The following is a 13,723-nucleotide window of genomic DNA, read 5'->3' as shown; positions in this document are numbered from 1 at the left end:
CCCTTATAGCGCTTACATTTCAGCAATGACTTTCGTTAGGAAATCCAGTTCTTTGAGTAAGTGCTCAAATCTCTCTTGACCTAAACCAGCCACAATCTTCGTTTGCGCGTTATTCCATAACGGGATCCCTTTCGCCAAGGTCTCACGTCCTTTATCCGTTAGCGCATAAGCCTTAGATCGCTTGTCACGCGGCTCTACGGTTTCTATCAAACCCAATTTTTCAAGCGGTTTGAGATTACGCGTTAAGGTTGTTCTGTCCATGACCAAGGTACTTGCCATTTCAGTAAGCGTATGAGCAGACACGGAAGCCATTGAGACGAGCAACGTAAACTGTGTTGCACGGATCCCAGCTGGCTCGAGGCAATGGTCATAATACTGCGTGACCGCCCGAGTTGCCTTACGCAAGTTGAAACAGCTGCACCTGGCATTAATTTGTCGATAATTTATAGGTTCGCTGACTTCCATTGGTTTTCCTCCTTACAAAAAGTGTAGACCCCCGCTCACCCTCCCTGCAAGAGATATTAGTCAGTTTTCACAAATATTTTTTAACCCATTGCTATTTCTCGCAATATTTCCCAAAAAAGAATAAACTCACTGCACGATAAGGGCAGAAATAGTCACTATTTCTGGATGAATAATCAGGCATTTGGGAGGCTGGAATGAAAGACAGTTTTAAAACCGCAGATCAATTAACTGTCCACGGTAAGGATTATGAATTTTTTAATCTTAATAAGTTAGACAAGTCTTTTGATGTGAATAGGCTGCCTTTCTCATTAAAAATCCTTTTAGAAAATTTATTACGCACCGAAGATGGTATAAGCGTGCGCAAGCAGGATATTGAAGCCCTTTTAAAATGGGATCCTAAAGCAACGCCTAATACCGAAATTGCCTTTACGCCTAGCCGCGTTATTTTACAAGACTTTACGGGCGTACCCGCAGTAGTCGATTTAGCCGCAATGCGCGAAGCAATGAAAAAACTGGGCGGTAATGCGACCAAAATCAATCCTTTATCCCCTGTTGAATTAGTTATCGATCACTCCGTGATGGTTGATTATTTTGGTAATAACAATGCCTTTCATCTGAATACTGAAATTGAAATTGAGCGCAACCATGAGCGTTATAGTTTCTTGCGTTGGGGCCAACAAGCCTTTCAAAACTTTAAAGTGGTCCCCCCTGGCACCGGTATTGTGCATCAGGTCAATTTAGAATATTTAGCTCGAGTCGTTTTTGGTGAGACACGCCAAGGACGCTTACAAGCGTTCCCAGATACGCTCGTTGGCACCGATTCTCATACCACCATGATCAATGGTTTGGGCGTACTCGGCTGGGGCGTTGGCGGCATTGAGGCAGAAGCAGCCATGTTGGGTCAACCTATCACCATGTTAATCCCACAAGTCGTCGGTTTTGAACTGAAAGGTAAATTACCCGGTGGCGCAACGGCAACCGATTTAGTGCTCGTTGTCACACAAATGCTCCGTCAAAAAGGGGTGGTGGGTAAATTCGTTGAATTTTATGGCGAAGGCTTAGCTCATCTTCCTTTGGCGGATAGAGCAACCATCGCCAACATGGCACCCGAATATGGTGCAACTTGCGGTATGTTCCCTATCGATCAAGAAACATTAAACTTTTTAATGCTAACGGGGCGCGATAAAAAACAAGCGGAATTTATTGCAGAATATGCCAAAGCACAAGGCTTATTCCATACTCCTAGCTCAGCTCATGCACAATACAGTGATACCTTAACCTTAGATTTAAACGATGTTGATCCTTGTATTGCAGGCCCTAAACGTCCACAAGATCGCATTGCTTTACGTCAAGCGAAACAAACCTATGAGACCATTCTTGAGAGCTTATTAAAAGATGGCCCCAAAAATGGCAATGGTCATGCTAAACAAGCGCTTGAGCGCGGTTTAAATGAAGGCGCCCATATTACCGCTAAAGAAGCACCAGTTCCTCAACCTGAATCACATGAAGGTAAAATTCATCATGGTTCAGTGGTGATTGCGGCGATTACCAGTTGTACTAATACCTCGAATCCTGCGGTCATGATAGCTGCCGGTTTAATTGCGAAAGCTGCGCATGATCGGGGTTTAAAAACCAAATCCTGGGTGAAAACCAGCTTAGCCCCTGGCTCTCAAGTGGTAACCGATTATCTCAATCGTTGCAATCTGATGAAGCCACTTGAAGACTTAGGATTTAACTTAGTCGGCTATGGTTGTACAACCTGTATTGGTAATTCAGGCCCGTTACCAGAAAAAGTCAGCAAAGCCATTCAACAAGACAAATTGGCGGTAGCGGCGGTGCTTTCAGGTAACCGCAACTTCGAAGGACGCATTCACCCTGAAGTACAACATGCCTTCTTGGCTTCACCTCCTTTGGTCGTTATTTATGCGTTAGCAGGAACTATGGACATCGATTTGTTCAATGAACCCCTGGGTAAAGATAAAAAAGGCCAACCGGTTTATATGAAAGATCTGTGGCCAAGCCCACAAGAAATTCAAGAAATGATGAATACTTGCATCAGTCCTGAAATGTTTTCTTCGCGCTATGCGCATGTCTTTACAGGCGATGAGCAATGGCAAAAATTACCAGCCCCCAATTCTGAATTATTTGTTTGGGACGATAAGTCGACTTATGTCAAAAATCCCCCTTATTTTGAAGATATGACCTTAAGCGTGGGGACTTTGCAAAATATCAAAGATGCACGCGTTTTAGTGAAAGTAGGTGATTCTGTCACTACCGATCATATCTCTCCTGCAGGATCAATTGATGCCAACTCACCTGCTGGGCAATATTTAATCAGCAAAGGGGTTGAACCCAAAGATTTCAATTCTTATGGTTCAAGACGCGGTAATCATGAAGTTATGATGCGAGGTACCTTTGCCAATATTCGCCTCAAAAACCAGCTTGCACAAGGCAAAGAAGGTTGCTGGACCGCTTATCAACCTAGCAATGAAATCATGACAATTTATGATGCTTCTTTGCGTTATAAGAGCGAAAATGTGCCACTTATCATTTTAGCGGGTAAAGAATATGGCACCGGCTCTTCTCGCGATTGGGCCGCAAAAGGCACGGTGTTACTTGGCGTCAAAGCCGTGATTGCAGAAAGTTTTGAACGCATCCATCGTTCCAATTTAATCGGAATGGGCGTTTTGCCATTACAATTTATGGAATCAGAAAATGCGCAAAGCCTTGGTTTAACGGGGCAAGAAGCTTTTTCTATTATTCTCGATGGCATAAAACCACAAGACACACTTTCCATTGAGGTAACCGATACTAGCGGCAAAACACGCCGCTTTAACGCCAAAGTGCGTATCGATACCCCTAAAGAATTAGAGTATTACCAACATGGCGGTATTTTGCATTATGTTTTAAGACATTTAGCGAAAACCAGCTAAGGAGCGACAGAAGTTATGAGTGACAAATTTCGAATCGTAAAAGATAGTATGGGTGACATGAAGGTGCCTGTTGATGCACTGTATGGCGCACAAACACAGCGCGCTATCGAAAATTTCCCCATTTCGGGTATTCCAATGCCTCGTGGTTTCATTGAAGCCATGGGGTTAATTAAAGGCGCTGCGGCGAAAGCCAATGCGGATTTAAAATTAATCGATGCCCAAAAAGCGAATGCTATCATTGAAGCCGCCAATGCCGTTGCACAAGGCAAACATGATGCTTCTTTTCCTATTGATGTTTTTCAAACGGGCTCTGGTACCAGCACCAACATGAATGCTAATGAAGTGATTGCTGAACTTGCGACCCGTATTGCCAAATCACCTATTCATCCTAATGATGATGTGAATATGAGCCAAAGTAGTAATGATGTTATTCCTACCGCCATTCATGTGAGTGCTAGTATCGCTTTACATCGGGATTTATTACCTGCTCTAAAACATCTACAAGAAACCTTAGAAAAAAGAGCCAATGAATTAAAAGAGGTTGTTAAAACCGGTCGAACCCATTTAATGGACGCAATGCCTGTTACTTTAGGGCAAGAATTAGGCGGTTATGCAGCGCAAATAGCAGCCAATATCGCTCAATTAACAGCGGTTTCTAAAGGTATAGAAGCATTAGTGATTGGCGGCACCGCCGTTGGCACCGGCATTAATGCCCATCCTGAATTTGGTCAGCGCGTTACTAAAGAATTGGCGCAAAAACAACATATTGCCTTTACCGAAAGCACCAATCGATTTGCAAGCATGAGCTCTCAAGATGCAGCTGTTGCTTTGTCTGGTCAATTAAAAACCACGGCTGTTAGTTTAATGAAAATAGCCAATGATTTGCGTTGGATGAACAGCGGTCCACTTGCCGGCCTAGGTGAAATTGCTTTACCTTCATTGCAACCCGGTAGCAGCATTATGCCTGGCAAAGTGAATCCTGTGATCCCCGAAGCAATGACGATGATTTGTGCCCAGGTTATCGGCAATGACACAGCAATTACCATTGGTGGCCAATCGGGTAACTTCCAACTCAATGTGATGCTACCGATGATTGCGCATAATCTGCTGCAAAGCTTGCAGATCTTAAGCCAAGGTGCACGTTTATTAGCAGATAAAGCCATCGCTGGGTTTACAGTTAATCAGGCACGTTTAGAAGAGCAACTTTCTCGCAATCCTATTTTGGTAACCGCGCTTAATACCGTTATTGGTTATGAATTGGGTGCCAAAATTGCGAAAACAGCCTATGCCAAAGGATTGCCATTAATGGATGTTGCCAAAGAAATGACCGATTTATCAGAAGAGCATCTGAAGCAATTGCTTGATCCTGCCCTTTTAACCAAAGGCGGTATTCCCAAATAAGGATGGCATTTATCTCTTAATTAACATCAGCGCCATTTGGCGCTGGTGTTAATACTACCTCTGTCTCGCCGACTTTCTTTTATATGCCGCCCAATCCAATGTCGGCTCAACATGATGAGAACCTTTTACAGTCTCATATTTTTTAGCTTGCTCTTTTGCTTGTTTTAGTAATAGCAAGTTAGGCTTGATAGAATGTGCCATATAATCATCAATGGCATTAGCATAATCATAATGAATGTAAGAAAGTACATCGCTAAGACTCCTATTATAAGCGATTTTAGATGAGTATTGCTTTTTATTATAATGATAACTGATTGCTAACAGGAGGCCCTTTAAACTGTAGTATGAACAATTCCCCATAGTTTGTGCAGGAATATCAATTTGCTCAAGTTGCGTTAAGTGATGTTTTTTAGAAAAATCTTTGAAATCATTAAATTCCATCACACGAGCAATTTTATCTTGCAATTTTGCTGGGTTGCGCATCTCTTCATCTGTAATTTGAATCTGATCTAATAAATCCGTTTTTTCCCAAGATTTTAAATCATTTAACACGGATGCTTTTTTATGATGAGGAACATCATAAACCTGAATACCAGGAGCTTTACTGCCAAGCCCCATATTAATCATATATAACTTATCATCTAATAATATTGCGCACCAACCATGATTTACATGATTAAAATAAAATAGTTCTCCATTTAACGTATGTTTTCCTGATTGAGGTAATAGGTTAACAATCTCATCAACGGCCCGATTAAATCCTTCACTCAGTTTGTTGGGATGTTTGACCGCAAACAATAAAAGATGCTCTTTGAATTGCCTCAATGAAAAGCCTGCATTTTGTCCTTCTAAACTTATCTCATCTAATTTAGCTTTATCCCATTTTATTTCGGCTTTCCCAGGCAAGTTGAGACGATGGTTAAGCTCATGAATATAATAAGGTTCATAGAGGCTAAAATACAGTTTTTCATAAGGAGATAACTGCCCATAAGAACGACCCTGATAGCGTTTTGGATCGAGTTTATAAAACAAGTCCCACATCATTAAATTTCCAGCATCCGGATAAAAAGATTGAATCAGTGATTTCAAACTACTGTCACTCACCGATAATGGATGCTCTAATAATGTTTGAAAAAGTTTACTATTGTGTATCTCAATTGCAAAATCAACAGCAGATGATAATTTTTTTTGCGTTGGCTTTGCTTTTGCAAAATTAGCAAAACTCAACATATTCATTAATGCTTTTGTATTGTCGATAACAGTCTTATTAGATGAGCGAATAATAAGTGCTATTGCATCAGCTTTCATTTGTCGACTTAGCTTTGCTTTTTGTAGCAAGCGTGGGTTTTTGTACAACAGCAAACCTAATTCTGTTCCTAACTTTTTTAGCTTAGCTGTTGAGCATGGCTTCATGCCTTGTCGAATAAGTGCATAGAGTTGCTGTTGTTTTTTATCTTGCACTACTTGTCCAATAGAATGTTTAGTCATAATTAATATCTCACTACGATGTCTATAATTTAAATTTTCCTTAGCATTTTTCTTTTAAATGTTAAAAACTCATCTTTTGATACGCAGCCTCATCCTGAGTTTCATCAATAAGCAAATCCCATGGGTGAAACTCATATTTTTTCGCTTGTGCTTTTGCACGCTCTAGCAAAGGAAAATTAGGATGTATCGAATGTGCTAAATAATCCTCTATCGCATTCGCATAGTCATAATTATTGAAAGCAAGGAGATTGCGTAGGCTTTTGTCATAAGCCATTTGAGGGGCGTAATGTGCTTGATTATAATGATAGCTCATTGCTAGCAATAACCCTTTTAAACTGTAATAAGAGCAATTATCAACCGTTTGTGCTGGAATATCGATTTGCTCAAGTTGTGTCAAGTTATGTTTTTGTGCAAAATTTCTAAAATGTTTATAGCTCATTTTAGTATCTAATAAGCTACGATTTTCCCATGCGGTTAAAGTATTTAATACAGTTGATACTTTGTCATTGGGCACATCATAAACTTGAATACCCGGCGTTTCACTGCCATATCCCATATTAATCATATACAACTTATTATCCACATAAAACGCACACCAAATATGATGCGAATGATTAAAATAAAATATATTTTTTTTATTTTCAGTGCTTTTATTAAAATAATGGCATCCTGATTGTGGTGTTAATTCAAGTATCTCATTCACAGCCTGAGTAAACCCAGGACTCAATTTGTTATTGTTTGCAATAAATAATAAAAGATGATTTTTTAACTGCATCAATCCACAACCGGGATCTTGCCCTGTTTTAGAATCAATTTTGTATATATTTTTTTTGCCCCACTTGATATGAGATCTGCCACCCAAATTTAAACGATGGTTGAGTTCAGCCACATAATAATATTCATATACTTGATAATATAATTTTTCATAAGGCGAGAGAGTTCGATAAGCTCTGCTTTGATACTGTTTGGGATCAAGCTTATGGAATAAATCCCACTTCATCAAATCTCCTTCATCATTAAAAAATCTATCTACCAGTGAAATTAAATGGTTATCACTGATTGAGGAAGGATGTTCTAAGAGTGCTTGAAACAGTTTGCTGTTTTGTGTCTTGATGGCAAATTCAATAGCAGGCAATAATTGATGATTACTCGGCTTTATCTGTGCAAAGTGTTTAACATTGAGTAATTCGATTAATGTTTTGCGTTGTGCAATAACCGTATCATGGGTTGAACGAATAATAAGCGCCAAGGCATCGGTTTTTTGTTGCCGACTCCACTGGTAATTCAGTAAATGCGGATTGCTAAGCAATAGCAAGCCAATTTCTGTACCATAATGATCAAGTTGCTTGTCAGAACTTTGCTGTATACCTGTTCGAATAAGCGCACGTAGTTGTTTAATAGACATTGTGAATTCCCCCAAATTCATAGTGTCAGAAAAATAACTTTTGCAAGAATTCATTTCAAGTTAATGCGGATAGATGAAAATCACTCCGTGATGAATGGTTATATTAAAGAGAGATGAACTTAATATATTCGAACAATAAAAACAGATTGGCTCTAAGCTTCAGCACGTGCTTCCGTTACTGCTTGCGCAATAATTGCTTGCTGATCGGCTTCGTAACTGAAAATGGTACTACGCAGCCACCAGAGTAAAAGTAAGCCTGGTACCGCAAATACAACTGTCCACAAGAAAAACTCTGCCCAACCCACATTTTCAACTAAAAATCCGGCAGCCGGCCCAACAAAAACACGACCAATCGCACTGAATGAACTGAGTAAAGCAAATTGCGTTGCCGTAAAACGAGCATTACATAAGCTCATGACTAATGCCATAAAAGCTGCCGTGCCAAGTCCACCGCTGAAGTTCTCTAAAAATACCGTTACGACATAGAGCGGAAAATGTTGCCCCACCATCGCTAATGCAAAGAAAAGTAAATTAGTAATGGCCTGCAAAATACCAAACCATAACAAAGAGCGGAATAAGCCCAGCTTCACCATCAACACGCCACCGACAAATACGCCAAATAAAGTAGAGGCAAGGCCGATCGTTTTGTTGACAAAACCCACTTCAACTAATGAAAAACCGACGCCCTTTAACAAAAAGGCCGTGGTGAGACTACCTGCAAAGGCATCTCCGAGTTTATAAAGAACAATGAATCCAAGCAAAGCCACTGCATGTTGACGACTAAAAAATTCTTTAAAAGGTTCTAAACAGGCGGTTAAAAATGGCACTGATTTTTCACGATAATGTTGTGGCTCTTGTCCCCACAACGTTGCAAAAACACCAACGCCCATTAATGCAGCCATTAATAAATACGTAAAAGAAAAACTGCTATAGTGGGCAATAATCATGGTAAGCCCACCCGATACGAGCATCGCAATACGATAGCCTGTTACCGCCATGGAAGTACCCATGCCCCGCTCTTGGACAGTGAGCAACTCTGTGCGATAAGCATCAATTGCAATATCTTGGGTTGCGGATAATACCGTCAAGCAAAGTGCTAAGAAGGCTAGATGATAAGGTTCTACCGCGGGCTTCATCATAGCCATCAACACCAGCACGATGATAATGCCAAGCTGCATTGCTATCATCCAACCTCTTCGTAAACCCAAGAAGGGCAAGCGATATTTATCTAAAACCGGTGACCACAGAAATTTATAAACATAAGGCTGACCGACCAGCGCTAAAAAGCCGATGGTCACCATATTGACCCCATCCATGGCATACCAAGCTTGCAACGTTGAGCCACTTAACCCTAAGGGAAGCCCTGAAGCAAAACCCAATAACAGAATGAGTAACATTTTCTTTTGCAGAAGCAAACTAAGCCATTGGGGCGCATTTTTCATATGTTAACTAACTGATATCAATGTATGATGAACTCTTTTGATTCTACTGTTTACGCTATTGAATACCAATCCTTTTATTTTGAAAACCATCTTAAGTTAAGGGCTTATATGCAAAGAGAAAACAACTTGATATAGTGAGTTTCTCGCATTTTGGGTAACTTTGAGGATTTACAATGAAACGGACACTTATCGCCCTAACAACTGCAACCCTTTGTTTCTTTGCTCAACAATCTTTTGCAGCTGAAGGTAAAGCTATGCAACTAAAAGATAAAACCGATAAAATCAGCTACAGCATCGGTGTTGATGTTGGTAAAAGCATTCAAAAACAAAAAATTGAAATCAACCCAGAAGCTTTTCTTGCTGGCTTTAAAGAAGGTCAAGCAGACAAATTAACACTCATGACCGAAGATCAAATTCGTGAAACCTTAATGGCGCTACAAACTGAAATGTTAGAAAAACATAAAGCCCTTGCTAAAGAACTCGCTAGCAAAAACCTAGCCGAAGGTGAAAAATTCCTGACTGAAAACAAAAAGCAAAAAGGTGTTGTCACCCTTCCTAGCGGCTTGCAATATCGTATTATCAAAGAAGGTAAAGGTTCTTCACCTAAAGCGACTGATACGGTTGTGACCCACTATCGTGGCAAGCTCATCAACGGCACGGAATTTGATAGCTCTTATTCCCGTGGCGAACCTGCTAAATTCGCTGTTAACGGCGTTATTCCTGGTTGGGTTGAAGCATTACAATTAATGAAACCCGGCGCTAAATGGGAATTATTTGTTCCTGCTAAATTAGCTTATGGCGAAAATGGCGTTGGTCAATTAATTGGTCCTAACTCTACTTTGTTATTTGAAGTTGAATTAGTGAATGTAGAAGGCGCTGACAACACCGCTTCTGCACCAACAACCAAAACTGAGAAAAACTAAAGAACAAAATGGATCACCTCTCTTTAAGAGAGGTGATCACTTCTTCTAAGATACCGGAAAATTCAAAATAGCCCTCTTAAAGTTCCGACTAATTGGATAAGGCCCAACCCACATCCTTAATAAGGTGTTAAAGAAATTTTTAGCATAGGGCCAGTGGTAAGAAATTTTTCCATTTAACAACATCGTAACGCCATATTGAGGCGAATATTGAAATGCTAGCGTATCTCCTGCATTGAGGGTTTCAGCTAGATGCTCTTGTAGCTCGGTTAAGCGTTTATCAATGGGATTCTTATCGTTTTCGACGTTATTGATCATGATAGCTTCAGCAAAGGCGTCCATTAACATGGAACGAGAAATATCATCTTCAACAAAGAAAAATACCATTGCCATTGGGCTATCATTCAATAACAGCATCTCAGCACGCTTTTCAATGGCATCTGTATAAAGAGCGCCTACATAAATTTCTTTTCCCCAGCGACTACAAATAGCGTAACCATTTAAAATGACCTTTTCTTTGGTATTTTCCAAAATCATTTGATTGGGTAAGGAGACGCCAAGTAACTCTATATAGCTTTCTCTGGCACATGCCAAATGAGTGCTAGTCGCTAAAAAAATAAAAAATACACATCTTGCTATCAATGTCATGTCGCATTCCCTTGCCAATGGCATTAATCACGACGCAATTTCTCAGAAAAAGCAATCGGGTTTGGATAACGGTTCACTACCCAATAAGACGAAACCATAAATGTAATAACGGTGGTTATTTGAATCAATGCGTAAGCAGCTTCACTAATCAGTTTGTTATTTTCTGCCGTATAAGCAACCAATAAAGAAAACTCACTAATTTGTCCTAACCTGACCCCAATTTCCCAACCTGCACTTTTAGAAGGGGCAATACGCCCAAGTAATTGTTGGAAGATAACGGGTTTGGTAACCAACATGAGTGCAGCCAAAGCAATGGCGGGCAGCCAAATTTGATCGATCAAAGAAAGATGGATTTTGGCTCCCAGTGAAAAGAAAAATAAGATCAAAAAGAAATCTCGGATAGGTCGTAAACTTTCTGCGATAAAGCGGGCAATAGGACTTTGTGCAATGGAGATCCCAGCAACAAAAGCACCAATTTCAAATGAAAGATTCATCATTTCTGCTAGCTGGCCAAGTCCAAGACACCAGCCAATGGCAACTAAAAATAAATATTCATGGATCCGGCTAAAGCGGTGCACTATTTTAATTAAGAGATAACGCTCTACCAAAAAGGCAAAGATGATCAAGAGCGGTAAAGCAATAAATGCTCTTAGTAATGCAAACCAGCCCAAGGTTCCACTACTTGCCCCGTGGAGAATCAGCAAGGTAAATATAGCGATAATATCTTGCATTAACAAAATACTGATGACGATTTCACCGGTACGCTGATGGTGCAAAACGGTTGTTGGTAGCAATTTTAAAGCAATAATAGTGCTTGAAAACATCATACAAGCTCCAACGACAAAAGCATCGGCTTGCGTAAAACCACCGGCGATGGCAAGCGCATAGCCGATTGCCGCAAAAGCAAAGGCGCTCATCATCGTAATAATCGTGGTCTGCTTTAGGGTTTTCAATAAATTATGTGGTTCTAGATGTAGCCCTAGCAAAAACAAGAGAAAAATGATTCCAATATCACCAATCTCTTTCAAAACCTTAGGATCATCGATGAGTTTTAGGCCAAAAGGACCCAGTACAACGCCAAGAATAATGTAGGCAACCAACAATGATTGACGGGTATACAGCGATAACGTTGCTAAAACGGCTGCCCCGGAAAAAATGAGAAAGATGGAAAAAATGATATCATTATGCATATGTGGATTATACCTATTGCACTTGCAGATGCGAAGCATCAAAAAATGCTGTGCATCGATGGTTACTTGTGAGATTGATATGGATGACTCTTTAAAACAACAATTTGAAGCGGCATTAGCGCTACAACAGCAAAATAAGCTGGAGGCAGCTATCCCCTTATTACATTCCCTTTTAATACAATCACCCCGCGATGGTGATATTTTACACGCGCTTGGCATGGCTTATGCGCAAAATCATGATTTTGAAAAAGCGCGCAGTTATCTTGAGCAAGCGATTCAGGCTGCTCCAAAGGTCGCAGAATTTCATAATAACATAGCAAATGTTTACAAAGGGATGGGACAATTATCACTTGCGCAACGTCATTATCAAGAAGCATTGCGCCTAAAAACCCCTTATCCTCAAGCTCATAATAATTTAGGGGCTTTACTTTATAAGTTAGGTAAGTATGACGAAGCAATCAATCATTTTCAAAAGGCCGTTCGCATGGCACCTTTTGCAGTGGATACACATTACAATTTAGCCAATGCTTATATCCAGCAAGACCGATTTTTAGATGCCAAAGCCCACTATGAAGAAGTATTAAAGCTGCGCCCGGAACATTTAGGTGCTTTGCATAATCTTGGGATTACCTTGTGTGTACTCAAGCAATTTGCACAAGCTGCGCCCCTTCTAGAACAAGTGATATCTCGTGAGCCACACAACATTGATGCTCTTTATCATTTAGGCGTTATTGCAAGCGCACTTAACAACGGTGAAGAGGCAAAAACGTATTTTAGCAAAGTACTTGAATTGAATCCTAACCATGCCAACAGCCAACACAATCTTGCAACCGTCTATTTGCAATTGGGTGAGCCTGCTCTAGCATTGTCACATTTTCAGGCAGCCTTTGCGCTTGAGCCTAATAATCAAACAGCGGCGCATATGATCGCAGCACTTCAAGGCAAAACCTCGCCAGAGGGCGCCCCTCTTCCTTTTACACGTGCCCTTTTTGATCAGTATGCTTATAGTTATGATCAACATGTCAAAAACCAACTCAACTATCAGGTACCAACGCTACTTCGGCAAGCCATGGCACCTTTTATCAACCAGCGTCAATCATGGGATACCTTAGACTTAGGATGCGGCAGTGGTTTATGTGCCCCCTTATTTGCTGATCTTGCCACACGATTAACGGGTGTCGATCTATCGCCTAATATGCTTGAAGTTGCCAAACAGCGAGGCGCTTATAATGCCTTGTATTGTGAAGATGCGTTGAGTTTTTTACAGACACAAAAAGCCAGTTTTGATTTAATTATTGCCGCAGATGTCTTTGTCTATTTTGGCTCCTTAAGTGCTGTTTTTAATGCATGCCAGCGTGCCCTCAAAGAATCCGGTTACTTTTGTTTTTCTATTGAAACACTTGAAGATGATAATAAAGAGGACTATCAACTTCGTCATACAGGACGCTATGCTCACCGGCGTTCTTATATTCAACAATTATTAGCGCAATATCACTTTAAGCAACTTGATGAGCAAAGTGCCACGTTACGAACCCAAGAGGGTGAAGCTGTGATAGGCCATATCTTCGTTCTACAAAAAATAGCGTAGCTACACTGATAATTATTAATAATAGAGCAATACTATAATAATAAATAATACTCACAGCAGATGATTGGTCGGGTAGGCGCCGATCCCCCGAGCAATCCAGCCTACACTAAAAGCTTCGGCGGACCTGAAATCAGACCCGGCGTAGCTTTAGCGGAGACGGGCCGGGTATATAAAAAATACATGAGGATTGTGAGGTGGGGCGAAGGCAACGCCCCGACGATTCAACTGCGAAGAGTATGGAGG

10 protein-coding genes are annotated in these 13,723 nt (G+C 40.6%); 4 read left to right on the top strand and 6 right to left on the bottom strand.

What is annotated here, in order from left to right; translation table 11 throughout:
- Nucleotides 1–12: 12 nt before the first annotated feature.
- Nucleotides 13–465 (bottom strand): MarR family transcriptional regulator, encoded by a 453-nt coding sequence (locus tag HT99x_RS05680; RefSeq protein ID WP_075066147.1) that lies wholly within the window; start codon nt 463–465, stop codon nt 13–15.
- 194 nt (nt 466–659) lie between these two features.
- Between HT99x_RS05680 and acnA the strand changes: the two genes are divergently transcribed.
- Together acnA and HT99x_RS05670 are read left to right on the top strand one after the other, a co-directional pair.
- A complete protein-coding gene (acnA, locus tag HT99x_RS05675) occupies nt 660–3,398 on the top strand; it encodes an aconitate hydratase AcnA (RefSeq protein ID WP_075066146.1) in 2,739 nt (912 codons plus the stop codon).
- Nucleotides 3,399–3,413: 15 nt separating this feature from the next.
- Nucleotides 3,414–4,799, top strand: a complete 1,386-nt coding sequence (locus HT99x_RS05670) for an aspartate ammonia-lyase (protein ID WP_075066145.1) — start codon at nt 3,414–3,416, stop codon at nt 4,797–4,799.
- Nucleotides 4,800–4,853: 54 nt separating this feature from the next.
- On the opposite strand, the gene HT99x_RS05665 is transcribed toward HT99x_RS05670, so the two are convergent.
- The 3 genes from HT99x_RS05665 to HT99x_RS05655 form a co-directional block, all read right to left on the bottom strand.
- On the bottom strand, nt 4,854–6,287 hold the full coding sequence (locus HT99x_RS05665) for a hypothetical protein (protein ID WP_075066144.1): 1,434 nt from the start codon (nt 6,285–6,287) through the stop codon (nt 4,854–4,856).
- A gap of 61 nt (nt 6,288–6,348) precedes the next feature.
- Nucleotides 6,349–7,692: a hypothetical protein gene (locus HT99x_RS05660; RefSeq protein WP_075066143.1), complete on the bottom strand. Its 1,344-nt coding sequence runs from the start codon at nt 7,690–7,692 to the stop codon at nt 6,349–6,351.
- Nucleotides 7,693–7,844: 152 nt separating this feature from the next.
- The gene (locus HT99x_RS05655) at nt 7,845–9,134 is read right to left on the bottom strand and encodes an AmpG family muropeptide MFS transporter (protein ID WP_075066142.1); all 1,290 of its coding nucleotides are present in this window, start codon (nt 9,132–9,134) and stop codon (nt 7,845–7,847) included.
- A gap of 173 nt (nt 9,135–9,307) precedes the next feature.
- On the opposite strand from HT99x_RS05655, the gene bamJ reads away from it, so the two are divergent.
- Nucleotides 9,308–10,057, top strand: a complete 750-nt coding sequence (bamJ, locus tag HT99x_RS05650; RefSeq protein ID WP_075066141.1) for a BamJ family beta-barrel-assembly machinery protein — start codon at nt 9,308–9,310, stop codon at nt 10,055–10,057.
- A 45-nt stretch (nt 10,058–10,102) separates the two neighbouring features.
- Here bamJ and HT99x_RS05645 read toward each other — a convergent pair whose 3' ends face one another.
- Together HT99x_RS05645 and HT99x_RS05640 are read right to left on the bottom strand one after the other, a co-directional pair.
- Nucleotides 10,103–10,702, bottom strand: coding sequence for a chalcone isomerase family protein (locus HT99x_RS05645; RefSeq protein WP_075066140.1), 600 nt, complete (start codon nt 10,700–10,702; stop codon nt 10,103–10,105).
- Between the two features lie 23 nt (nt 10,703–10,725).
- Nucleotides 10,726–11,892, bottom strand: coding sequence for a cation:proton antiporter domain-containing protein (locus HT99x_RS05640; protein WP_075066139.1), 1,167 nt, complete (start codon nt 11,890–11,892; stop codon nt 10,726–10,728).
- A gap of 79 nt (nt 11,893–11,971) precedes the next feature.
- On the opposite strand from HT99x_RS05640, the gene HT99x_RS05635 reads away from it, so the two are divergent.
- Complete coding sequence (locus tag HT99x_RS05635) at nt 11,972–13,480, top strand: tetratricopeptide repeat protein (protein WP_075066138.1); 1,509 nt, start codon at nt 11,972–11,974, stop codon at nt 13,478–13,480.
- Nucleotides 13,481–13,723: the final 243 nt, after the last annotated feature.

It is taken from the genome of Candidatus Berkiella aquae, from assembly GCF_001431295.2.
GTDB classification, from domain to species: Bacteria; Pseudomonadota; Gammaproteobacteria; order Berkiellales; family Berkiellaceae; genus Berkiella; species Berkiella aquae.
Note: the sequence above shows the minus strand (reverse complement) of the source record. Positions and strands in the feature narration are given on the sequence as shown.

Excerpts from the sequence above, each read along its gene's own strand:
- HT99x_RS05680 (WP_075066147.1), bottom strand. The coding sequence starts at position 465 with ATGGAAGTCAGCGAACCTATAAATTATCGACAAATTAATGCCAGGTGC.
- acnA (WP_075066146.1), top strand. The coding sequence starts at position 660 with ATGAAAGACAGTTTTAAAACCGCAGATCAATTAACTGTCCACGGTAAG.
- HT99x_RS05670 (WP_075066145.1), top strand. The coding sequence starts at position 3,414 with ATGAGTGACAAATTTCGAATCGTAAAAGATAGTATGGGTGACATGAAG.
- HT99x_RS05665 (WP_075066144.1), bottom strand. The coding sequence starts at position 6,287 with ATGACTAAACATTCTATTGGACAAGTAGTGCAAGATAAAAAACAACAG.
- HT99x_RS05660 (WP_075066143.1), bottom strand. The coding sequence starts at position 7,692 with ATGTCTATTAAACAACTACGTGCGCTTATTCGAACAGGTATACAGCAA.
- HT99x_RS05655 (WP_075066142.1), bottom strand. The coding sequence starts at position 9,134 with ATGAAAAATGCGCCCCAATGGCTTAGTTTGCTTCTGCAAAAGAAAATG.
- bamJ (WP_075066141.1), top strand. The coding sequence starts at position 9,308 with ATGAAACGGACACTTATCGCCCTAACAACTGCAACCCTTTGTTTCTTT.
- HT99x_RS05645 (WP_075066140.1), bottom strand. The coding sequence starts at position 10,702 with ATGACATTGATAGCAAGATGTGTATTTTTTATTTTTTTAGCGACTAGC.
- HT99x_RS05640 (WP_075066139.1), bottom strand. The coding sequence starts at position 11,892 with ATGCATAATGATATCATTTTTTCCATCTTTCTCATTTTTTCCGGGGCA.
- HT99x_RS05635 (WP_075066138.1), top strand. The coding sequence starts at position 11,972 with ATGGATGACTCTTTAAAACAACAATTTGAAGCGGCATTAGCGCTACAA.